At 58.5% G+C, this 19,978-nt stretch carries 24 protein-coding genes; 12 read left to right on the top strand and 12 right to left on the bottom strand.

The genetic code is table 11. From position 1 onward, the window contains the following. Window positions 1-36: 36 nt before the first annotated feature. Complete coding sequence (locus AC25BC_RS04065) at window positions 37-1,020, top strand: phosphotransferase enzyme family protein (protein ID WP_128440313.1); 984 nt, start codon at window positions 37-39, stop codon at window positions 1,018-1,020. A gap of 267 nt (window positions 1,021-1,287) precedes the next feature. Beyond that, complete coding sequence (locus tag AC25BC_RS04060; protein ID WP_128440314.1) at window positions 1,288-3,522, top strand: hypothetical protein; 2,235 nt, start codon at window positions 1,288-1,290, stop codon at window positions 3,520-3,522. A gap of 125 nt (window positions 3,523-3,647) precedes the next feature. Here AC25BC_RS04060 and AC25BC_RS04055 read toward each other — a convergent pair whose 3' ends face one another. After that, window positions 3,648-4,535: a LysR substrate-binding domain-containing protein gene (locus tag AC25BC_RS04055; RefSeq protein WP_128440315.1), complete on the bottom strand. Its 888-nt coding sequence runs from the start codon at window positions 4,533-4,535 to the stop codon at window positions 3,648-3,650. Between the two features lie 116 nt (window positions 4,536-4,651). Here AC25BC_RS04055 and AC25BC_RS04050 point away from each other — a divergent pair, with 116 nt between their 5' ends. Both AC25BC_RS04050 and AC25BC_RS04045 read left to right on the top strand, forming a co-directional pair. Continuing rightward, complete coding sequence (locus AC25BC_RS04050; protein ID WP_128440316.1) at window positions 4,652-5,356, top strand: SDR family oxidoreductase; 705 nt, start codon at window positions 4,652-4,654, stop codon at window positions 5,354-5,356. A 94-nt stretch (window positions 5,357-5,450) separates the two neighbouring features. After that, the gene (locus AC25BC_RS04045; RefSeq protein ID WP_128440317.1) at window positions 5,451-6,020 is read left to right on the top strand and encodes a pyridoxamine 5'-phosphate oxidase family protein; all 570 of its coding nucleotides are present in this window, start codon (window positions 5,451-5,453) and stop codon (window positions 6,018-6,020) included. Between the two features lie 88 nt (window positions 6,021-6,108). Here the strand turns inward: AC25BC_RS04045 and AC25BC_RS04040 are convergent, their stop codons facing one another. The 3 genes from AC25BC_RS04040 to AC25BC_RS04030 all read right to left on the bottom strand — a co-directional run bounded on the left by AC25BC_RS04040 (window position 6,109) and on the right by AC25BC_RS04030 (window position 8,642). Further along, entirely contained in the window at window positions 6,109-6,585 is a 477-nt protein-coding gene (locus AC25BC_RS04040; protein ID WP_128440318.1) for a nucleoside deaminase, read from the bottom strand. A 351-nt stretch (window positions 6,586-6,936) separates the two neighbouring features. Next, window positions 6,937-7,929 carry a DUF1254 domain-containing protein gene (locus AC25BC_RS04035; RefSeq protein ID WP_245459915.1) on the bottom strand — a complete coding sequence of 331 codons (993 nt, stop codon included), beginning with the start codon at window positions 7,927-7,929 and terminating at the stop codon, window positions 6,937-6,939. Window positions 7,930-8,165: 236 nt separating this feature from the next. Further along, window positions 8,166-8,642: a nucleoside deaminase gene (locus AC25BC_RS04030; protein WP_128440325.1), complete on the bottom strand. Its 477-nt coding sequence runs from the start codon at window positions 8,640-8,642 to the stop codon at window positions 8,166-8,168. A 333-nt stretch (window positions 8,643-8,975) separates the two neighbouring features. On the opposite strand from AC25BC_RS04030, the gene AC25BC_RS04025 reads away from it, so the two are divergent. Continuing rightward, entirely contained in the window at window positions 8,976-9,428 is a 453-nt protein-coding gene (locus tag AC25BC_RS04025; protein WP_128440320.1) for a hypothetical protein, read from the top strand. A gap of 233 nt (window positions 9,429-9,661) precedes the next feature. Here the strand turns inward: AC25BC_RS04025 and AC25BC_RS04020 are convergent, their stop codons facing one another. Both AC25BC_RS04020 and AC25BC_RS04015 read right to left on the bottom strand, forming a co-directional pair. Then, window positions 9,662-10,312: a pyridoxamine 5'-phosphate oxidase family protein gene (locus AC25BC_RS04020; RefSeq protein ID WP_128440321.1), complete on the bottom strand. Its 651-nt coding sequence runs from the start codon at window positions 10,310-10,312 to the stop codon at window positions 9,662-9,664. 137 nt (window positions 10,313-10,449) lie between these two features. Then, complete coding sequence (locus AC25BC_RS04015; RefSeq protein WP_017993275.1) at window positions 10,450-10,590, bottom strand: hypothetical protein; 141 nt, start codon at window positions 10,588-10,590, stop codon at window positions 10,450-10,452. Between the two features lie 176 nt (window positions 10,591-10,766). Between AC25BC_RS04015 and AC25BC_RS04010 the strand changes: the two genes are divergently transcribed. The 5 genes from AC25BC_RS04010 to AC25BC_RS03990 all read left to right on the top strand — a co-directional run bounded on the left by AC25BC_RS04010 (window position 10,767) and on the right by AC25BC_RS03990 (window position 14,786). After that, window positions 10,767-11,177 carry a DUF6894 family protein gene (locus tag AC25BC_RS04010; RefSeq protein ID WP_128440322.1) on the top strand — a complete coding sequence of 137 codons (411 nt, stop codon included), beginning with the start codon at window positions 10,767-10,769 and terminating at the stop codon, window positions 11,175-11,177. A gap of 261 nt (window positions 11,178-11,438) precedes the next feature. Continuing rightward, the gene (locus AC25BC_RS04005) at window positions 11,439-12,611 is read left to right on the top strand and encodes a glycosyltransferase family 2 protein (protein WP_487778543.1); all 1,173 of its coding nucleotides are present in this window, start codon (window positions 11,439-11,441) and stop codon (window positions 12,609-12,611) included. Window positions 12,612-13,004: 393 nt separating this feature from the next. Further along, complete coding sequence (locus AC25BC_RS04000) at window positions 13,005-13,277, top strand: BON domain-containing protein (protein WP_017993271.1); 273 nt, start codon at window positions 13,005-13,007, stop codon at window positions 13,275-13,277. A gap of 127 nt (window positions 13,278-13,404) precedes the next feature. Continuing rightward, a complete protein-coding gene (locus AC25BC_RS03995) occupies window positions 13,405-13,800 on the top strand; it encodes a DUF1236 domain-containing protein (protein ID WP_128440393.1) in 396 nt (131 codons plus the stop codon). 101 nt (window positions 13,801-13,901) lie between these two features. Next, window positions 13,902-14,786, top strand: a complete 885-nt coding sequence (locus tag AC25BC_RS03990) for a DUF1236 domain-containing protein (protein ID WP_128440392.1) — start codon at window positions 13,902-13,904, stop codon at window positions 14,784-14,786. A 110-nt stretch (window positions 14,787-14,896) separates the two neighbouring features. On the opposite strand, the gene AC25BC_RS03985 is transcribed toward AC25BC_RS03990, so the two are convergent. From AC25BC_RS03985 to AC25BC_RS03965, 5 genes are all read right to left on the bottom strand, one after another. After that, a complete protein-coding gene (locus AC25BC_RS03985) occupies window positions 14,897-15,154 on the bottom strand; it encodes a GlsB/YeaQ/YmgE family stress response membrane protein (RefSeq protein WP_017993268.1) in 258 nt (85 codons plus the stop codon). Window positions 15,155-15,312: 158 nt separating this feature from the next. Then, complete coding sequence (locus tag AC25BC_RS03980; RefSeq protein ID WP_128440391.1) at window positions 15,313-15,531, bottom strand: hypothetical protein; 219 nt, start codon at window positions 15,529-15,531, stop codon at window positions 15,313-15,315. A gap of 339 nt (window positions 15,532-15,870) precedes the next feature. Next, the gene (locus AC25BC_RS03975; protein WP_012756448.1) at window positions 15,871-16,482 is read right to left on the bottom strand and encodes an ATP-dependent Clp protease proteolytic subunit; all 612 of its coding nucleotides are present in this window, start codon (window positions 16,480-16,482) and stop codon (window positions 15,871-15,873) included. Window positions 16,483-16,528: 46 nt separating this feature from the next. Beyond that, complete coding sequence (locus tag AC25BC_RS03970) at window positions 16,529-16,888, bottom strand: SRPBCC family protein (RefSeq protein WP_128440390.1); 360 nt, start codon at window positions 16,886-16,888, stop codon at window positions 16,529-16,531. Then, window positions 16,885-17,199, bottom strand: a complete 315-nt coding sequence (locus tag AC25BC_RS03965) for an ArsR/SmtB family transcription factor (protein ID WP_012756446.1) — start codon at window positions 17,197-17,199, stop codon at window positions 16,885-16,887. The genes AC25BC_RS03970 and AC25BC_RS03965 overlap by 4 nt, the downstream gene beginning before the upstream one ends. Before the next feature lie 310 nt (window positions 17,200-17,509). Between AC25BC_RS03965 and AC25BC_RS03960 the strand changes: the two genes are divergently transcribed. Continuing rightward, a complete protein-coding gene (locus tag AC25BC_RS03960; RefSeq protein ID WP_128440389.1) occupies window positions 17,510-18,370 on the top strand; it encodes a transglutaminase-like domain-containing protein in 861 nt (286 codons plus the stop codon). Window positions 18,371-18,587: 217 nt separating this feature from the next. Here the strand turns inward: AC25BC_RS03960 and AC25BC_RS03955 are convergent, their stop codons facing one another. Then, window positions 18,588-19,181 (bottom strand): TetR/AcrR family transcriptional regulator, encoded by a 594-nt coding sequence (locus AC25BC_RS03955; RefSeq protein ID WP_128440388.1) that lies wholly within the window; start codon window positions 19,179-19,181, stop codon window positions 18,588-18,590. A 155-nt stretch (window positions 19,182-19,336) separates the two neighbouring features. Between AC25BC_RS03955 and AC25BC_RS03950 the strand changes: the two genes are divergently transcribed. Beyond that, complete coding sequence (locus AC25BC_RS03950) at window positions 19,337-19,726, top strand: RidA family protein (RefSeq protein WP_128440387.1); 390 nt, start codon at window positions 19,337-19,339, stop codon at window positions 19,724-19,726. The last annotated feature ends 252 nt before the right edge of the window (window positions 19,727-19,978 follow it).

Genomic DNA, 19,978 nt, shown 5'->3' with positions numbered 1-19,978 from the left:
AGCAGCCTGCCAGCAAAGCCCGATGGTACAGCGCCCATGCTCGACTTCAATCCGCTCTATTCGACCCCGCAGGTTGCGGCCATCGAACAGTTCATCGATCGGCATTATCCGCTTGCCGGGCCGGTTTCCTGCCGGTTGCTTCAACGCGGCCTGAATGATGTGTATCTTGCCGTCGCAAGCAACGGCGAGCGGTATGTATTCCGGCTTTCTCATCGCCGCGCCCGTGGCCCGGCCGACGTCAGGACCGAAACGGCGTTCTTGGCGCACCTTGCGCAATCGGACGTCCCCGTCGCTGCAGCCATCCCGACACGCGAGGGCAGCTTGTTCGTTGAGGGACAGGCGCCGGAGGGCGTGCGCCAGGCCGTGCTCTTCCGGGCGATCGAGGGCCGCAAGCCGGATACGACGGATGCCGGCGATGCGCGGGCCAACGGCAAGACCCTTGCTTTGATGCACGACGCTGCCGAGACATTCCAGCCGGACGGAGCGCTCTATCGGCTCGACCTCGAACACCTGCTGCATCGGCCCCTCGCCCGCATATGCGATAGCGGCGTCGTGGAAGACGCCGACGTCCGCGGCGATCTTGAAGCCATCGTTGCGCGGACCGCAAAGGCGATCGAGGCCGTCGGCGATTTGACGTGGACTTATTGCCATGGTGACTGTCACGGCTTCAATGCGCGGATCAACGACGCCGGCGAAGCCGTCTTTTTCGACTTCGATGACGGCGGTCCGGGATACCTGGCCTACGACCTGTCGGTATTCTTGTGGGCGCAAACATCCTTCGGCCGGAGCTCAACCGAAATGTGGGACGCCTTCGTCGATGGCTATCGGGCCATCCGGCCGATCACGCCTGCCGACTTCGAAGCCGCCCATCGGTTTGTGATCGTCCGCCACATCTGGCTGATGGGAGAATATGCAAGCCGGGCCCAGGAATGGGGAAGCGAGACGGTCGGCTGGATTGCCCGGGAAGCGAATTTCCTCAGGCGGTGGGAGACCGAGCGATGTGTCGAGCGTCTGTTTTGAACTCCGCGCCGGCCAGCATCGCGGAGGAAGAAGCACACGGATAAATCTCAGAGCTGCCACTCATCCGAAGTCAAAGAGTGGCAATAGGGGACGCCGCTGTGCAGACTTCTTGAAATGGGTTTCAGCGGCCATCTGCTTCTTGCGAAGTGAGAGAGACTCTAACAATTCTGGCAACACTCTTTTGGGATGTTTCTGCTTGAATCTGACGAAACCATAAATTGTAGCTATGGGTGTGGATTTGAAAGCAATTCATTCGAGGCTCTCGCGATGAGCGGCAAATCGTTTGGGCAACGCCAAGCTAGTCCGGTGCTCGGCTGGTGGTCTGTTCGCGAAGCAGAGGAACGTCTCGTTCGCAGCGATGGAGCATTCGTCCGCTTTCTCGGTTTCGTCAGTCGGGATGATGAACGCGGCAGAGAGAGTTCTAACGACAGGCGCTGGATGCGGTTCGAAGCGTCAGGTGCCAATCGTTCAATAGAACTGTTCGTGCAGCAGCGTGATGTTTTTAACCCTTCCGGTTCCCGCCTCTTAATCTGGCGTTTTGATTACGCCTTTTCCTTGCAGCAATTCGGCATTGGCGCATTGGACTATGAAGAATGGATCGAGATTGATCGATTGATTTGCGATGCCTTGGTGTGCTGGCCAAAATGGGAGGCCACGGGTCTCCGGCCCGCCTTGATCGCAGTCAACGGTGGTTGGCACAAAGGACAATGGCGCAAGGAATGCTACCGAACTTTTAGCATGGCCTATCTCGATGCTTTGGGCCGCAACGCTGTTCTACGACCGCCGGTCTTTTCGGAAGAGCCGACCCGCCAGTGGTGTTTTCTCCCGCCAGCTCGGCAGGCGACGGTTGATGAGGAGATAACGACGCGCGAAAGGTTCGCTGCGGCAAAGCCAGAAGAGGTTGAAAATCTGGTTTTCGGTCTCCTGCCGCATCGCCCGCATCTACAGTCCGGTGATCGCGTTTTCGTTCCTCTGTCGCAGATCCGCGGACGGACAGTTTGGCTTTACATGGATGACGACATCATCACCGACCGAATTTCTGTCTATGCTCAAGAAGACGGTTGGACGTTCCGGATCGACAACGAAGTGCTTGTCGGAACTATCGATCGAAGAAGTGGAACAGCATTGAAATTCGAACGTCCTTGGGAAGGCGTAAAAGGCAGTCTGAAGAGGGAATTCGGAAACTTTCCACTGGTCTTTCTGGACCGATTCCGCGACCTCTGCGACAACGCCGTCTGGCAATGGAAGGAAGCTCGATTTTACCTTTGTGATCGCAGTTCCATAAAGGACCCCGCCAAAGAAATCTGCATTCAACCTCCGAAGCGGGTTCGGGCTGACAAGATGGTTTCCGCTGCCGGGACTGCTGTCAGAGTCGATCTCGTTACCGCAGAAGAAGCGCAGAAAGGGAGGAGCTACTTTCGTGATGAGATATCGTATATTTTCAACGACGATCCGCCTTTTCTAAACCGGTCGATTTGGGAGCAATTCGAATATCAGACCGAGGCGTCTTCTCTGACGGATCGAACCACCGGCCAGAAAATTGAGTTGCGCGAGATCGTTTCAGGAAGCGGAAAAGTTACCGACGAGTGCCAGGGTGTTTTTTGCTATCGCGATGGCGATGGCGAATATCTTCTTGTGGTCACGAGGGAAAGCCGGAAAACAAGCTCTGCAGCTGGCCAGTGGGTGCTGGATCACGAGGCCTCGCGATCCAAAAACCGACAATCTAGTCGTCAGTCGATACCGGACGTCCGCTGGCATGAGATAGCGAATTTTTCGAGGGACGCTTTGCTCGCATGGCCGGAGACGGAGATTTTCGGTGCGTCCCCGTCAACGCTCTTAGAAACTGGAGGTTGCTTTCAGGGACGATGGGAGCCCCAATTGCGCCGGCGGCAATACGCCCACTTGAGAACTGTGCAGAGCGACCCGTCCGCCGGCAGAGATCGTGTCGAGGCTATCGCGCTTCAGCCATGGCATGCAATCGACCCTGACGTGGATACCGAATCTAGCAGTAGCAGGGTTCAGGCTGCACTTAGGAAACTGTCGGCCCGACGCGCCGAGACCGCGAAGATCAATCAAACCAGACGGGCTGGTTGGGTAAGGGCTGATGGAAGAGCAATCTTCTATCTTCAGGATTGGCAGACCTTGCGTGCGCCGCCAGACGGTGATCCCTATCAGGCCCCGATTTTCGAATATCTTGACGACGATATAACGCTACGGCTCTATCCCAAGCGATTTGATGAGTACGAAATGGAATCTCTCGCGCTGATGGAGGTGAATCCAGCGTCAGTCTTCTATGGTGAGGTCGAACCCCTTCCGGCGTTTTCACCTATTTGGCACTCACAACCACGATGGCGGCCAACCCGGGAAATATGGTGCCGCCTTGTCACTGCCATGGAGGCGCAGATCGAACGAACTTCTGAACAGGTGCGAATCAAAGGGCTCTACACAGCTCACGGTTACGACAGCGCCGCAGCAAGAACTGTCTGGCTTGAGCGATCCTAAAGCGCGTCGCGATCTTTCAGAGCGCGCTTCGGCGGCGGAATTTTCCGACAGTCGAATGACCGGTTTGGGCTGGTCTAAAAGTCAAATGGTTCCGCTTGATGAAGGGGTATCTTAGGAGCAGGCCGTCAGCTCTGCACCTGTAACCGCAGCCAGTCCTGAAGCTTTTCGACCGCTTCGGACTTCCGATATCGCGGCTTCACCAGATAGAAGTGCGACCGTGCTCTGAGGGCGCCGTCGAAGACTTGTCTCAGCCTGCCCGCCTCGATGTCGGTCGAGACGAAAGCGCGGGTTGCCACAGCGATGCCCTGTCCGGCGATTGCAGCTTCGATTGCGTGCGATGTCTGTGAGAAGCTGATGCCCCGAAACAGCGTGGGATCGCCGCCGCCGAGGAAGCGATCGATATATTCGGGCCAGGAATTATGGGCATCGTGAAGCAGCGTGTAGTTCGAGAGTTCTTCCGCGTTGTTGGGCTCGGCTCCCACGGCGACGAGGCTTGGATTGCAGATGGCGATGATCTCCTGCTCGAACAGCAGCTCGGCGGCGAGGCCGGGACCGAAGGGAGGGCTGCCATATCGGACGGCGAGATCGACGCCGTCGACCTGGAAGCTGGAAATGCGGTCCGTCGCCAGGATGTGGAGATCGAGATCGGGATGTCTCGCGGTGAAGTCCGGAAGACGCGGGATCAACCATCTCGAGGCGAAGGTCGGCGTCGTGCTGACCACCAGTTTGACCGGCTGAGGCTTCAGGTTCGCCGTTGCATTTGAAAGCAGTTCGAAGGCGCGCCTGACGTCGGCGACGTAGCTTCGCCCCTCGCCCGTCAGCGCCAATGACTTCGGCAGGCGTTCGAACAATGTCACCCCGAGCTCTGCCTCAAGCCCTCGCACGTGCTGGGCAACCGCCCCTTGGGTGACGCCGAGCTCTTCGGCCGCGAGCCGGAAGTTCAGATGACGGGCTGCCACGTCGAAGGCCTTGAGGCCGTTGAGAGAGGGAAGATTGCCGATGGACATGGACATTCGATAGTTTTTCTACTGGGACATTTCAGGAAAACTGGTTCGTTCCCGCTTGTGACCCATGGTATTCCAGGGATCAACGCCCGGCAATGGGTGCAAACCGAGTAGGGGTAACGGCGATGGCAGTAGAAAAGGTAGCGATCATTACGGCTGGTGGCAGCGGCATGGGTGCGGAAGCCGCGAGGCGGCTGGCGGCCGATGGCTTCAAGGTCGCCATCCTGTCCTCGTCAGGCAAGGGCGAGGCGCTTGCCAACGAACTGGGCGGCATCGGCGTCACCGGCTCGAACCAGTCCAACGACGACCTGAAGCGCCTGGTCGACGCATGCATGGAAAAGTGGGGTCGGATCGACGCTCTCGTCAACAGCGCAGGTCACGGTCCGCGTGCGCCGATCACCGAGGTCACCGATGAACAGTGGCATACCGGCCTCGACGTCTATCTGATGAACGTCATCCGTTCGGTTCGGCTGGTCACGCCGATCATGCAGGCGCAGACGTCGGGCGCAATCGTCAATATCTCCACCGCCTGGGTGGCTGAACCGTCGGCGATGTTCCCGACCTCGGCCGTCTTCCGCGCCGGGCTCGCCGCCTACACCAAGATTTACGCCGATACCTATGCGGGCGACGGCATCCGCATCAACAACGTGTTGCCGGGCTGGATCGACAGCCTGCCGCCGACGGAGGAGCGCCGCGACAGCGTGCCGATGAAGCGCTACGGCACGAGCGCCGAAGTGGCCGCAACGATTTCCTTCCTGGTTTCCGAAGGGGCGGGTTATATCACCGGCCAGAGCCTCAAGATCGACGGCGGCCTTACCCGGTCCGTCTGACAGGATCGCTTTCAACGCCAAGGAGAACAGCGATGTGCTTCAACTGGAACGTCAAGGCCGGCGAGATGAAGAAGGCTGAGGCGGAGGCGACACGGTGAACCTCGCCGAGGTCGATGCATCGGCCTGGGCCGAGTTGGAAGCTGCTGCCGCCGATCCGCAGTCGGCCTTCCGCTATCTGAACCTTTGTTCGGTCGACGCCGGCGGCCGGCCGCAGGCCCGCATGGTGGTGGTGCGGCGCGTGGATGTGGCGCGACGCGTCCTGGAAATCCATACGGATGTCAGAAGCCCGAAATGGCAGGAAATATCTGCCAATCCTTTGGTCACCCTCCTCGGCTTTGGCCCGCAGCCGAAAGTGCAGCTTCGCCTGCAGGGATCGGCCGAACTCCATGGACCGGCCAGCGAAAGCGCGACTGAAGCCTGGAGCCTGCTCCCGCGATCGACGCGCAGCACCTATATGGGCGGGCCGCCGGGCGACGACATCGGCGAGCCGCCGGCAAGCGAGGATAGGGCCGCAGACGCTGATGGACGAGCCTTCTTCGGGGTACTGCTCTTCCGGGCCGAGACGCTGGATTGGTTCCAGCTGCGCCACGCCGACAACCGACGCGCAGTCCTTGCCTACGACAAACTGGGCGCGCTGACCTCCTCCCGCTGGGTCAATCCCTGAACACCGGACGACGTCGAAGCCGCCCATCACTTTGTGATCGTCCGCCACATCTGGCTGATGGGCGAATACGCACGTCGGACGAAAGAGGCTAAGCCTTGCCCAGATGCTTCGGCCAGAATTGCTGATGGACTTCGGCGGCTTCGTCTTCGAGCTTCGGGTCGGGGCCGACCACCGTGACGATGCGTGCGCCGGTTTGCAGCACCGCCCGGCTCGGCACGTTCAATCCGATCCCGGCGATCTCGCCAAGCCGCGTTTCGGAGCAGGCAAACACCATGCGCCCAATGCCCGACCAGTAAATCGCCCCGGCGCACATCGCGCAGGGTTCCGTGCTGGTGTAGAGCGTGCAGCCGGCGAGAAAAGCAGTGTCGTAGTGCTGCGCTGCCAGTTTGACCAGGTTCATCTCGGCGTGGTTGGTCATATCGTGGCCGGTGAAGACGCTGTTTTCGGCGCGCAGGATGACTTCGCCGTCCTTCACCAGCACCGAGCCAAACGGTTCGTCGCCGTTTTCCACCGCGGATTTCGAGAGCGCAATCGCCTCGCGTAAAAACGGCTCGTGGTTTTCCATCAGGATTTCCCCCAAACGCTAGAGCATGTCGCGCAAAAGTGTGCAGCGGTTTGGCGACAACGACATGCGTAAACAAAGACCAAAAGCGCGACAAGCGAATCTGAAAGATCACGACGCGGTTTAGAGCGGGACGATCTTGTCAACGGCGGGTCCATCGCCGCCCCAGTCCAGATAATTGAAGTCGATTCCATTAAGGTGCGCGAAACCCGACTTATGAGGCGAAGCATCCGTGTAGTTTACATTGGGATATCTCGCCGCCTCGTTTGTCTGCGCGTTCGCCAGGCAGAAACTCAGCGCGAGAGCAAGGGACGCGAGCTTCATGACGTTACAGCGCTGCATCGCTTTTCGCCCTCAGTTGATCGGCTGCGGTTCCGGGAATTTCCATTCGCGGCTCAGAATTTCTGGGCGTGGGCGGTACATCCGTATGGCAGCGTTCCAACCCTTCATGATGGGAATGCAGTTAGGAATTTTGCCATCGCAGCCGCCGAATTGAACGGCGATTGATCCATCGGCCTCCTTCTTGGCAGTGATGTTGTTGAGAGAATAGGCGTTCTGGGGGTTTTTTACGAAGTAGCCCTCCTCATTGTAGACGCTGATCGACCAGAAGCCCTCAACGGGTACGTCTTTGACGTTGAGCTTGTAGACGGTGGTTCCGTCGTTCTTCGCTGGTGTTACCATAGCGTAGGTTGCATCCTTGTCCGGATTGCCGCCCCAGCCCGAAGCGGTGCCGATCAGATGCATGATCGGGTCGACCTCACCTTTGACCCCGAATCCGTTGTTAAAATCTGAGATGGTGGTGTTGAGCACGAGAAGTGCGTCTCGCACTTTCTTCTGGCTGGCGGGATCCCAGTTCGGCACCTCGAATTTGCCGACGTCCTTCTGACTCGCCTTGAGCCCGTCTTGAAGTGCGTGGACTTCTTCGAGGTCTTTCGGGTCCTCGGGATCGACCAGCGTGCGCACCGCTGCCACGACGTAGCGCGTACCGATGCTCCCCTTGGTGAGGGTATGCGTGCCCGCACCGTAGAAAACTGCAGGCACGTAGTGGTCCTCATCGATGATCATCATGGACATGAACCGCTTTCCGGCGTCCGGCATGGTGATTGTGACCGGTCCCGCATCGAGATCGAACACCCCGTGCGAATAGAGCGTGTCGCGGTTCATCCGGATAACGTCTTGCTTGTCGACGTTTGCCGGTTCGCGGCGATGAGTGAACTTCCCCAAAGCGCCACCCTTGGCCATGCCGCCAAAGTACATGTCGGTCTCGGCGCGAGGGAAATTGGTCACCGTCACTGGCACAGGGCTGGTGTCGGACTGTTGAGCAAACACAGTCGTTGCCGTGGACATCAGCGCAACGGCTAAAAATAGCGTGATATGAACTTTCATGGCTCTACTCCCACTATTTAAGATAGCGACAGCGTACAACTTTAACGTATTCGGTCAATGTGGCCGAGCGATGTGTTGACCACCTGCTTTGAATTCAGCTGTGCTCAGCGGCCGGGTGAAGCACAGAGGCAGATTTCAGAACCGCCAGAAGCGCACGTGTCACCACCGCCCGCCAGCGGCATTTTGGTCGAAAGAGGTTATGCCTTGCCCAGATGCTTCGGCCAGAATTGCTGATGGACTTCGGCGGCTTCGTCTTCGAGCTTCGGGTCCGGGCCGACCACCGTGACGATGCGTGCGCCGGTTTGCAGCACCGCCCGGCTCGGCACGTTCAATCCGATCCCGGCGATCTCGCCAAGCCGCGTTTCGGAGCAGGCAAACACCATGCGCCCGATGCCCGACCAGTAAATCGCCCCGGAGCACATCGCGCAGGGTTCCGTGCTGGTGTAGAGCGTGCAGCCGGCGAGAAAAGCAGTGTCGTAATGCTGCGCTGCCAATTTGACCAGGTTCATCTCAGCGTGGTTGGTCATATCGTGGCGGGTGAAGACGCTGTTTTCGGCGCGCAGGATGACTTCGCCGTCCTTCACCAGCACCGAGCCAAACGGTTCGTCGCCGTTTTCCACCGCGGATTTCGAGAGCGCAATCGCCTCGCGCAAAAACGGCTCGTGGTTTTCCATCAGGATTTCCCCTAGACACCAAAGCGCGTCGCGATCTTTCAGATTCGCTCCTCGCGCTTTAGGTCCTTGTTTTTACGCATGTCGTTCTCGCAAAACCGCTGCACAGTTTTGCGCGACATGCTTTAGGTCGGGATGATCTTGCCTTGAATCGAAGGGCTTTCCAAGGGCTGCAGATCGGATTCAAGATGCTGGCTGGGAAGGAGCCCCATGAGAGCGATATACAGAGGAGGAACTGTGACGAAGACAATATTCCGATACAGTCCCGAGGGTGAGCATCATGGCAAACTTACCGCCGTCGCCCGCAGCGATGAACTGCCTTAGGAGTACCGCAACGTGTCATCATCTGACAGGGACAACGACGAAAATCTCTTTGCCTCTCTCGCTGGCGGACAAGCCGTCATAGACTGGTTCGGCTTCTGCCCGCGATTCCATGATGCATCCCTGGAGCGCCTGGAAATTGTAAATGGCAATGTCTTCCTGGCCATCCGGGCGTTCAGGATGACGGACAAACTTGATGCGCAACGCCGATTCATTTGCGACCGCCATGCCCTTGTCACACTACGGATGAGCGCAGTATCCGGCATGAGGCTGCATAGAAGTGCCGTCTCAATCATCTTCGATCTTAGAATCCGCCGACTTACTGCCGACGAGGCAGCATCAGATTGGGAAACCTGTGACGCGCCTGTTAAAGGCGACATCGAGGTTACATTTGATACGTCGATTGGGCTCTATGGTTCGATATACTCGAAGGACTTGGCGTTTGAACTCCAGCCAATGCCTATATAGAGCCCCACCGAAATGTTGGCGTGTCTTCCATTGATCGAGCGCACACAAGGTGTGAGCGGAAATCGGGCGACTTCAGACGGTCCACTGTTTGCGGCATTCGACTTCAAGTAATGGATAATTCTGGCAAGGTGGGAGCGGAACACCGGTACCCTTAGCAGATCAGAAACGCTCCACAAGCAGACCTGCCGCCAAGGCCTGAAAAGCCTAGACCGCCTTCAGCCCGCGCCGGGCAGCTAGTAAAGTGTCTTTCGGTAGGCTTGTTCCAGGTCTTCGTCCATCTTCCGCATTTCATCCCCGTCCTTCGGCGCCCCTGTCGTCTCGTCCAGAATGATCTTTATCAGCGAGGGCATCTCGGTGCGGTCCTGGAAATGTTCCGGGCTCCACAGGTGGGACCGTCTGAACGCCTTGGCGCAATGCATGAAAACTTCGCTGACGTTGACGATGATCGCGAGTTTCGGGAGACGATCGGCAACGCTCATGCTCGTCAACAGGTGAGGATCATTGGTCAGACTTGCCCGGCCGTTGACGCGCAATGTGTCGTCGAAACCGGGGACAAGAAACAAGAGCCCGACATTCGGATTGGCGATGATGTTGCTTAGGGTATCAAGACGATTGTTGCCGGGTCGATCCGGGATCGCCAGGGTGCGCTCGTCAAGAACCTTGACGAACCCCGGAGGGTCACCGCGAGGACTGACGTCGGCCTTTCCCTCCGAACTCTGCGTGCCGATGCAGAAGAATGGCGAGCGCCTGATGAATTCCTGCGCGTGCTCGCCAAGGAAATTCTGACACTTCACGATTGCCAGAGCGTGGGTCGGCTCGAACAGCGCCCGAAGCGACTGTTCATCCGCAATGGCAAAATCTGGATTGAGTTGCAAACCCGTCATAATCCCCTCCCGAAATCCCATTCATTCCATGGCCGAACGTAGGCCCGGAACCCTGGCCTCGCAACGCTCGTCTCCGCCCGTCAGGCCCGTGAATGATGTACGTACATCAAAAGCTATACATCGGTTGATATCCGAGATCAATCAGGGATCGAACCATGCGCGGCAGGCGTGATCGGGCTGGAGACCGAGCTGCGGTCCGAGACGAAGACGCCGGCGATAAATCGTGACAAGAAGCCGAAGCTGAGGCTGGTCCATTTCGGTGCCAGTCGCCGACCCATCCGATCCGCCGTGAAGCAGAGTTGCCACGCGCTTCTGACTGACGATTGCTGTCTCTGATTCCGGATCGCGATCCGCCCCTCCAAGCTTTGCGGTGGCGCCGATCGAGCGAGTGTACGGTTGACCGAAACTTCTGAAGCAGATCCGCGTTAATCAGCACCTGTGAAGGAGGTGTACCTTGCTGACGCTGTATTTTCATATCACGCACATGGATGGCTCAGTATTGGAAACCGAGGGCCAGGAGTACCCGGATCTTTATGTCGCAACTGCAGAAGCTATGGAGAGCCTTCAAGAACTGGTCGCAACGGCTCTTTTGTCCAGAAGGCAAAGAATTCCGCTCGGCATCGCAATCTGCAGCGAGGAGGGAACGATCCTCCGCGAGGTTTCCCTCCTTGCTGCAGATCACGATGCGGCCACCCCCGAGATGGCCCAAAGCCACCAAGCGAGTGTTTCCACTTTACAAGGTATATGCGTCAGCTCGGGAACCAATGCGGTCGGCGAGAGTAACGGGCCGGGCCGGCCGGGGGCAAGTTTGACACCGCGACCCTTCGACGCCCTCGTGCGGCCCACTCCTTCGGTCGAAAATTAACTTCCCCGCCACTCCCGATGGGGCTTTCTTTTTGGAGGTTGATTGGACGCATGTTAGAACACCCGAAGAAAAGGGGCGGTCGCGGTGGCAAGTTCATCCGGAACGCCCACTGCGGCCACCATATCTTCCCTTCCTTCCGCGCGAGGGCAGTTGCATTGGACGAAAGTTCATTTCGGGTCGCCCGAAGTTGGAATAGTGCCTGGCTGAATCGCCAATCATCAGAACGAAGAGAATTATTGCTGGCCGAATGAGGGATCTGGAATGCTTTTCTCTTCAGACACGGATCGGAGGGACGTTCGTCATTTCAACGGGCCGCTGGTTTCGGTGGTCATCCCGGCCTTCAATGCTTCCCGTTATATCGAACGCACGCTTCGATCCGCCGGGCGCCAGACCTACCGGAACCTGGAGATCATCGTCGTCAATGACGGCTCTACCGATGATACGGCAAGGGTGGTCGAGCAAGTGGCGCTGGCAGATTCGCGGATCCGCCTGCTGTCCACGCCAAACCGCGGCGTTGCCGCAGCAAGGAACACCGGCATCCGGGAAGCAGCAGGTCGGTTTGTGGCATTTCTTGACGCGGACGATCTCTGGCATCACACGAAAATCGAAAAGCAGGTGAATGCGCTCAATCGCTTAACCCCACAGTGGGCTGCGGTTTATGTGCTGCATTACATCATCAATAGTGACGACGAGATCCTTCGCTCCTGCCGGCCCGATGTCGCCAGAGGATATATCTTCGCCCGGCATCTGACTTTCAAATATGTCGGCAACGGAAGCGCGCTTCTTGTCCGTCGGGATGTCGCGCTCGAGATTGGCGGATTTGACAGCTCATATGCAGCTGCAGGAATTGGCGGCTGCGAAGATCTCGACTTCGAACTCAAGCTGGCCGCGCGCTATCAAATCGAAGTCATCCCCGAACGGCTGGTTGGATACCGGCAGTATCCCGGCAACATGTCGTCCAATCACCTGCCAATGGGCCGAGGCGCACTGGAAGTTATCAGGCGTTCGCTGGCGGCAAACCCTCAACTCCCCCAATACGCAACGCGGAGCGCAATCAACGCCACCCAGAAATACGCATTTTGGGAGTTCCGCCAAGCCAGGAACACGTATCTGTCACTTGTGACGATCTGGTCGATCTTAAAAAGCGAACCATCTTTCGTGGTTCGGCTTGCACTCGAGAAGTGCCTGCGCCTGAGACAACATTGTCTTCGCCTCGTGACCGCAACGGCGAACGGTCGAGATCCACCGCGAGTGAACAGGTCGAAATTCGACCAGCAAATCGTCCCTTCGTCTGTCGAACGCCCGGACGAGACCGCGCAATCTCGACGTCACCTGATGCAACTGACGGAGGTGGATGCCGAGCTGCATTCAACCCTTGAGCCCGTGGCGGACCGGCTCGGCCAGGTGGCAAAATCACAAACCCGGTCTTCGTAGCCGGAGGCGAAATCAGACATTTGGGTCGACATCAGGATGGCGCCAGAGCGCCCAGCCTTTGCCGCTTGTCACAAGCATCAGAGGAGCAAAGTCCTCGCTTTCGCGCGCTTCCCTATGACCGACCGCCTGCATTCCTATTCATCGCCTCCTTGCCGAGCTCGGACGCTCGACACTGGTCGATAAATTCAAGCGTCATCAGGGAGGTTCTGACTGGAGTTCGGCAACATTGCTAGAACCTCCCTGACGTCCTTTCAGCAAGGATCAGGAGAATTTAATGCGGATCGTGCCGAGGGAAAGCCGGACTTAAGTCCGGCTGGTGATGTCAGGGCACGCCGCTCATATCTAATGCGAGGTAATGTGTACGTCCGTGGAGGGGCGGAACAGGAGGAGAATATGAAGTTCGGCCCCGATAACTACAATCACGAAGAGCGCTGCTCGCAAGGCCACAGTTCGGCATCCACGATCGCCACAATCGAAGCAGCCCTTTCCGCCGATCCGGATATCGACAGCAGTGCCATCGAGATCAGGATGCTCGGCCCTGTCGTCCTGCTCGAAGGCTTTATAACCAACGCCGCAGACCGCGACAAAGCCATCTCGCTTGCCGCGATGATCGTCGGCTGGGAGAACGTCCAAGACCGAATGCTCAGCCGTTTTCCCACGCAGTAGGCGGGCGAATCCTACGCTAGGACCAAGGTCGGACCGGCCCCGGCATGAAGTCCGACGTCTGGAACACTTCCTCGATCTTGCGGTTTGTCTCCGCAGCGGAATCAACCGCATCCAAGGAGGAAAACAGATGAATATCAAAGTAATAGGAATCGCCGCAGGCATCTTGTTGGCATCGACCTCTGCCTTTGCGCAGTCTTCGACGGTGACAGGAGCAGTAGGCGGTGCTGCAACGGGTGCGATTGTCGGCGGCCCGGTCGGTGCTGCTGTCGGCGGTATCGTCGGCGGCGTGGCAGGTAGCGTCATCGATCCACCGCCGCAGCAGGTGGTGACCTATGTTCAGCAGGCTCCCGCCCCGACCACGCGCGTCGTGGTGAAGGAGAAGGTCGTCGTCGGACAGCCCCTGCCGGAGACCGTGGTCGTCACACCAATTCCCGACGACCCGAAATATGCATACGCGATCGTCAACGATCAGCGTGTGATCGTCGAACCTTCCTCCCGGAAGGTCATCCAGGTCATTCAGTGACCACGTGCGGCTGACGCCGCCCCCTATCAACAATCAGGGCACGCATGCGGCGCATGAGAATGCGGGGCGGCATCGCGTGCCCGAAACCTCGGAGATCGATCATGAAAAGCAAGCATCTCACCATGCTCGTAGCAGCGTTGTCACTCAGCGTATCGCCGCTTGCCACACTGCCCGCGGCGGCACAGCAGGACACCAAGAGCGGCGGCCAGGCCCAATCCGGTTCCCAGACGGGCACGGACGCCGGTTCGCAGCCCGGCTCCAGCGCCACCGGCACCGGCGCCGACTGCACCCCCGACGCTTCGGGAGCCTGCCCGCAAGGCAAGGGCCAGTCATCGCAGCAAAAATCGGGTCAGGGTTCGGACATGAAAAAGAGAGCCGAACAGCCTTCGAACGATAATTCTTCGACAAAGGGAAGTGCCTCCGGCAAGGCTTCGACAGAAACCAAACCCGGATCCCAAGACGCCGGCGGCGCCACCACGACCGAACAGAAGCCCGCCGCCAAATCCGGCAGCACCGATACAAGCGGCTCGGCCACCTCAGGCACGAAGAGCAGCACGCAAAATGCCAAGCCTGCAGAGGGCTCGGGCAACGCCGCCACCACGCAAAGCGGCGATGCGTCGAAACAGTCGACCGATCAGAACTCTTCGACGACGAGCAAAAGCTCTTCCGAAACCAAGGTCAACAACAACACAACGACGAACAATCAGACGTCCAACACCAAGACCAACGTCAACATTTCCGTCGAGCAGCAGACCGAAATTCGCACAGTGGTGAAGGAGGTCCATGTTGCGCCGGTGAAGGAAGTGAATTTCACGGTCTCCGTCGGAACGACGATCCCGAAGAAGGTTCGTCTCGAACCGCTGCCGCCACGCATCGTGAAGATCGTTCCGCAGTATGAAAGCTACCGCTTCTTCATCCTTGCTGATGGTCGGATCGTCATCGTCGATCCCGATGCGCTGACGATCGTCTACATCATCGAGGTCTGACAGGCATGTCCCGGCGGCGTTTTGCGCCGCCGGAATCCCGGGAGCAATCAAGCGGGGTAACCCGAAAACGTGATGAAGGCGGCCGGTTTGCGGGGCCGCCTTCTGTTTGATCAGGCCGTCCGCCTGACCATTCTCGCAATGGCGATCAGGATGCAGGCTCCGATGAAGCCCGCGATCAAATAACCCAGCCATCCGCCAAGCACGACACCGAAGAGCGAGAGGATGAAGTTGGCGACGATGGCGCCGACAATACCGAGAATGATATTCATCAGCACGCCCATGTTGCTCTTCATCAGCATTTCGGCGAGCCAGCCGGCAATGCCGCCGATGATGATTGCGGCGATCCAGCCGATACCTGCACTTTCCATAGCAATTCCCCCTTGTGAATGATGAGCGGCCGGCGCGGGCTGTCACGTCTCGCAGATCAAGCTAAACCGATCGCCAAAGCTATAACCTTCCGCGGCGCCAGTTGGTTCCATAAGCCCCGCCCCAACAGGCCGCGCGCCCCTCCCCGATCGGCTTCACGTCACTTGTCGGCCGCCGGCCAATCGTTCGCAGGCTCTTCTATCACAGCAGCGTCGTCCTCCGCAGGGTCAGGATCGCGCTCAAGGGCCGCGCGCAGATTGCCGATCTCCCTGATGATCGTATCGAAAACGTCCTGCTGCCTGGCCCCGGCCACAACGCAGTCGTCGACGAGATCCTCCAGCTTCGCGCGAAGCCCGACCTTCCAACTATTCTCGCTCATGCCCTCTCCTCCTCTGATCGATCCACACGGAGCATGGTCGCTCGCCCGTTCGATCGCCTTTGATGGCGGGCGGCGGTTTCCGCGCTCAGGCGACAGTGAGCGATGTGTGGCCCTGGTTGACGGTTTCGATCCTCGCGAAATCCTGTTGTCCGGGATGAGATCGCGGCGAACAGGTAAGGTGCTCGCCTGGCATTTCGTTGCCCGCACCGAGAAATCGGAAAAACCGGTGCGTTCACCATCTCCGTCACGTCCGATTGGCACGCCGCGACCTCAGCGGATTAACCGATAGCCGCAGCAACGGTTCCGCCCCATCTGGACTCTTTGCGTCCATGAAACTGTCTATAGGCTGGCCGTGTCTTCCCGAACCGTTAGAATACGGTCGATAAGACCCCATTCCAATGCTTCTTCCGCCGTCATGAAGCGGTCGCGATCCATCCCGCGCTCAAAGTCTTCATAGGAGCGTCCGCAATGCTCCGCGTAGAGCCGCGTCATGCGCTGCTTGGTCTTCAGAATTTCTTCGGCATGAATCATCATGTCGGAAGCCTGCCCCTGGAAGCCACCGGATGGCTGGTGAATGAGGATACTGGCATTGGGCAAAGCAGCTCTTCCGCCGGCCTCGCCTGCCATCAGCAGGAACGATCCCATGGAACGGGCTGTCCCCATGCAAAGCGTATGAACCGGCGCGCGGATAAAGCGCATGGTGTCGTACATGGCGAGGCCGCTGGTCACGACACCGCCCGGAGAATTGATGTAAAGATTGATCGGCTTCTTTGGATTCTCGGCCTCGAGGAACAGTAACTGCGCGCAGACCAGAGCGGAAACGGTATCGTTGACCTCGCCGTTGAGGAAGATGATGCGTTCGCGCAGAAGGCGGGAGTAAATGTCAAAAGACCGCTCCCCTCTGCTGGATTGTTCTATGACCATAGGGACGAGTTGCATCGCTTCGCGCATCGGCGAACTCCAATCTTGCAGACATCAAAGGGGAGAGCTTACCGCGTCAGGCGGCGAGCATGAGGGGCGGACCGTTGCTGTTCGCGGGCGTTTTCGCCATCCGGTCAAGCCTCGCGTCGGTCAGCTCGTGGATAATGCGCAGGCGGGTGCCGCCGGTCGCGTTCGGGACGATCGTGAACGTCACCGTGCTTTCAAGGAAAGGCGGAGCGTCGTCGCGCAGGCTGTAACGGACCTCCTCGCCAGGTGTGATCGTGGCCGGGGTGGGATCGGCTAAAGCGTCTTTCGGCAACCAGTTTTCCCGAAATTCCGGAATGCTGATTGCACGCCAGACCTTTTGCGGCGGTTCATCCAGATCGAATTCCAGGTCGATGCCGTCTTTCTGCTCCTTGGCCTTTCCATCGTTCATTGGTCCATATCCTTCAGCAAGACCTTGAGAGCTTCGATGCGGGCAGGCCAGTAGGCGCGATATTTCGCCAACCATTGTGCGATGAGAGCCAGCCCGTCCGGATCGACTTCGTAATTCACGAAACGCCCCTGCCGTTCTTCCCTCACGAGCTTTGCGCTCCGCAAAACCGAGAGGTGTTGCGACATTGCCGGCTGGCTGATCTCCATGCCCTCACGCAGGGCACTGGCGTTCATGCCGCCCGCCGCCAGCTTCTCGAAGATCGCGCGGCGGGTGGGGTCAGCCAAGGCTCGGAAGATGTCACTCTCGATCATGCGAACACATAAGCACACACTTATGCGATTCGCAAGTCTATTTCGCGGCCGCAAAACTCTTCGAGCCCGAGACTATGCCAAGGCAATTCCCTAAAGTCCGCGATCGGCATATTTCCCGCTGTGCGCGCGGCGGATTTGCGCCAACAGCAGACATTGCCGGCATCGCAAAACCGTCTGTTCTGCGACGTTGCAAAAGTCAGGAAAACAAGTGTCGCTTTAATCGGGATTTTCGCGACAGGCACCCGATTGACAATTTTTGAAAATTTGCCCTTCTTGTCGTGTCTCAATCCTCGATCGGAGAGAGACGACAATGCGCAAAACCTTCTATGCCTCCCAAAGTATTTATTCGGAACCCGGCCCGTATCGTGAAGCCTTGATGCTCGGGGGCGACGCGCCAGAGTTGATTGCCCGGTGGATTGGCTCGTTCATGCAGCATCCTCGCGGTGCCGAGTCGAAGGAACGAGGCTTTACCACTAAACAGGTCATCGATCTGGAGCTTCGTTCCGTAACCGAGATTCTGGCTGTCGCCGCCGAGCGCAACTTGCTTGAAGGCGATCCTACGCAGATCAAGGTTGGTGGCCTCTGCCGGGATTTCGCAATTCTGGCAGCGAGCGCTTTTCGCGCCAGGGGTATTCCGGCACGTCTTCGCGTCGGTTTTGCCGACTACATCGTTCCCGACTTTTGGGAAGATCACTGGCTTTGTGAATGGCATGATGGCCAGCACTGGAAACGGCTCGATGTGGAATTTGCGGCGGCCGGTGGAGCTTCCTTCAACACATTGGACGTACCGCGCGAGCGGTTTCTAACCGCAAACGAGGCATGGTTTCGGATTAAAGACGAACCGGGCATCGCGTCGCGATTTGGCGTGTCGAGCCTCAACCTCGGGGGCGAGTGGTTCGTCGCGGGAAGCCTGCTTCGAGAAATCGCAGCCCTGCGTAAGCTGGAACTGAAGCCGTGGGATTACTGGGGTCTATCAAAGGACCTTTCCCCCGTTTCAACCGAGTTGTCGCAACAGGCGAGGACAACACTAGACCAGCTCGCTTCGCGACTCAGGAGCGCCAATGTTGACGGGGACGGCGAGCCGGAAACTACAGCGGACTGGCCTTTACCAAAGGAGGTTATCAGCTTCCCACAAGGCGAGCCTGTGGTTGTCGCGGTGCAAAACTACTGACTTTTGCGGCACTCCGGTCTTTCCTGAAAGCGTTCGAGGATCCTCGCAGCAAAACTCTGTCGCAAAAGTTGGAGTTTCGCGGCGGATTTTTGCGATGGCCACCGATCGAGCCCGTGCCGCTTCCCTTCTCTCGCTTCGAAGAGCGAGTAAGGAGAAGGAGCCACTTTCGCCGTTACTGCGGTGAACGTCCCTTCACTCGACATTGGCTCCTGGGAGATCACAAACGCTGCACCAGCAGACCTGCCGCCAAGGCGTGAAAAGCCTCGACCGCCTTTGGCATCACGCTTTGCGGATCTTCGCTGGCAGCGATCCACAGAGCCGCATTGAGAGCCGCGCCGCTCAGCAATCGGGCGGCCGCCTCTGGGTCAAGCGGCTTGAGGATGCCTTGGGCGATCAGGCGCTCCACCGTGCTCTTGGTCACCTGCAGGCAATTGTTCTGGCTCGGCCACTGCGAGGGATCACCCAACACCGCAGGTCCGTCGAGCAGGACGATGCGCTGGACTTCCGGATTGAGCGCCATCTCGATATAGGCCGCACCCTCGGCAAGCAGGCCCTGCCAATCACTGCCTGCGCGCGCCCCGATCTCTTGAGCGCGCACCGCCATCTCCGTGTCGATCTGATCGACCACCGCAGCCAGCAGCCCGCGCTTGTCTTGGAAATTGTGGTAGAGCGCCCCGCGTGTCAGACCGACGTCCGCCGTCAACTCGTCCATCGATGCTGCCGAATAGCCCTTTTCCGCAAAGGTCTTTCGCGCCGCCGCGATCAGCTTGACGCGGTTTTCCTGCATCGTTTCGCTGCGTTTCCTTGCCATTCAATCCCTCAATTTCAGATACGAAGCGTATATGGACTTGACATACGATGCGTATCTCATACATTTCACATACGAACCGTATATAAAATTGGGCGCAAGATGTGAAGCGATACGTCGCGCTCAACGGTCGTTGTCAACAATGAAGAGAGACCAGAATGACAAAACGCGAAGCAATCCTTCCTGCAGACAGGCACGCTCTTTACGAGAAGCACGGCTATTCCGCCGCGATCCGCTCCGGTGACCTGCTGTTTGTATCAGGACAGGTCGGCAGCCGTCCGGACGGAACGCCGGAACCGGATTTCGAAAGCCAGGTGCGGCTCGCCTTTCAAAACCTGAAGGCGACGCTGAGTGCCGCCGGCGCCACGCTGGATGATATTGTCGACGTCACCAGCTTCCACACCGATCCTGAAAACCAGTTCGGCACGATCATGGCGGTCAAGCAGGAGATTTTCAGCACGCCGCCCTACCCGAACTGGACCGCCATCGGCGTCAACTGGCTCGCCGGCTTCGACTTCGAGATCAAGGTCATCGCCCGCATTCCCTGAAGTCACAGACATTGCCGGGGCCGCACGGCAAACCATCCTTCCCTGTCGCACGAGCGCGCTCCGGAAGAGCCTCCTGCGATCGAAATTGCGACCTCACTCCTGCCGGACTGCCGGCAGGAGAGCGGCCCGGCATTCACCCCGGTTGCGGCCGCATGGGCGGATGGCTGCGCTGCCTTGGCTCGCGACCACCCCTCTGCACATTTGACAGTATCACAACCTTAGGAGTTAGCGGGCATGGCGGACTCTGAGCGG

The sequence above is a fragment of the Rhizobium sp. WSM409 genome, assembly GCF_057653825.1.
This window is presented reverse-complemented; position numbering and strand designations above follow the sequence as displayed.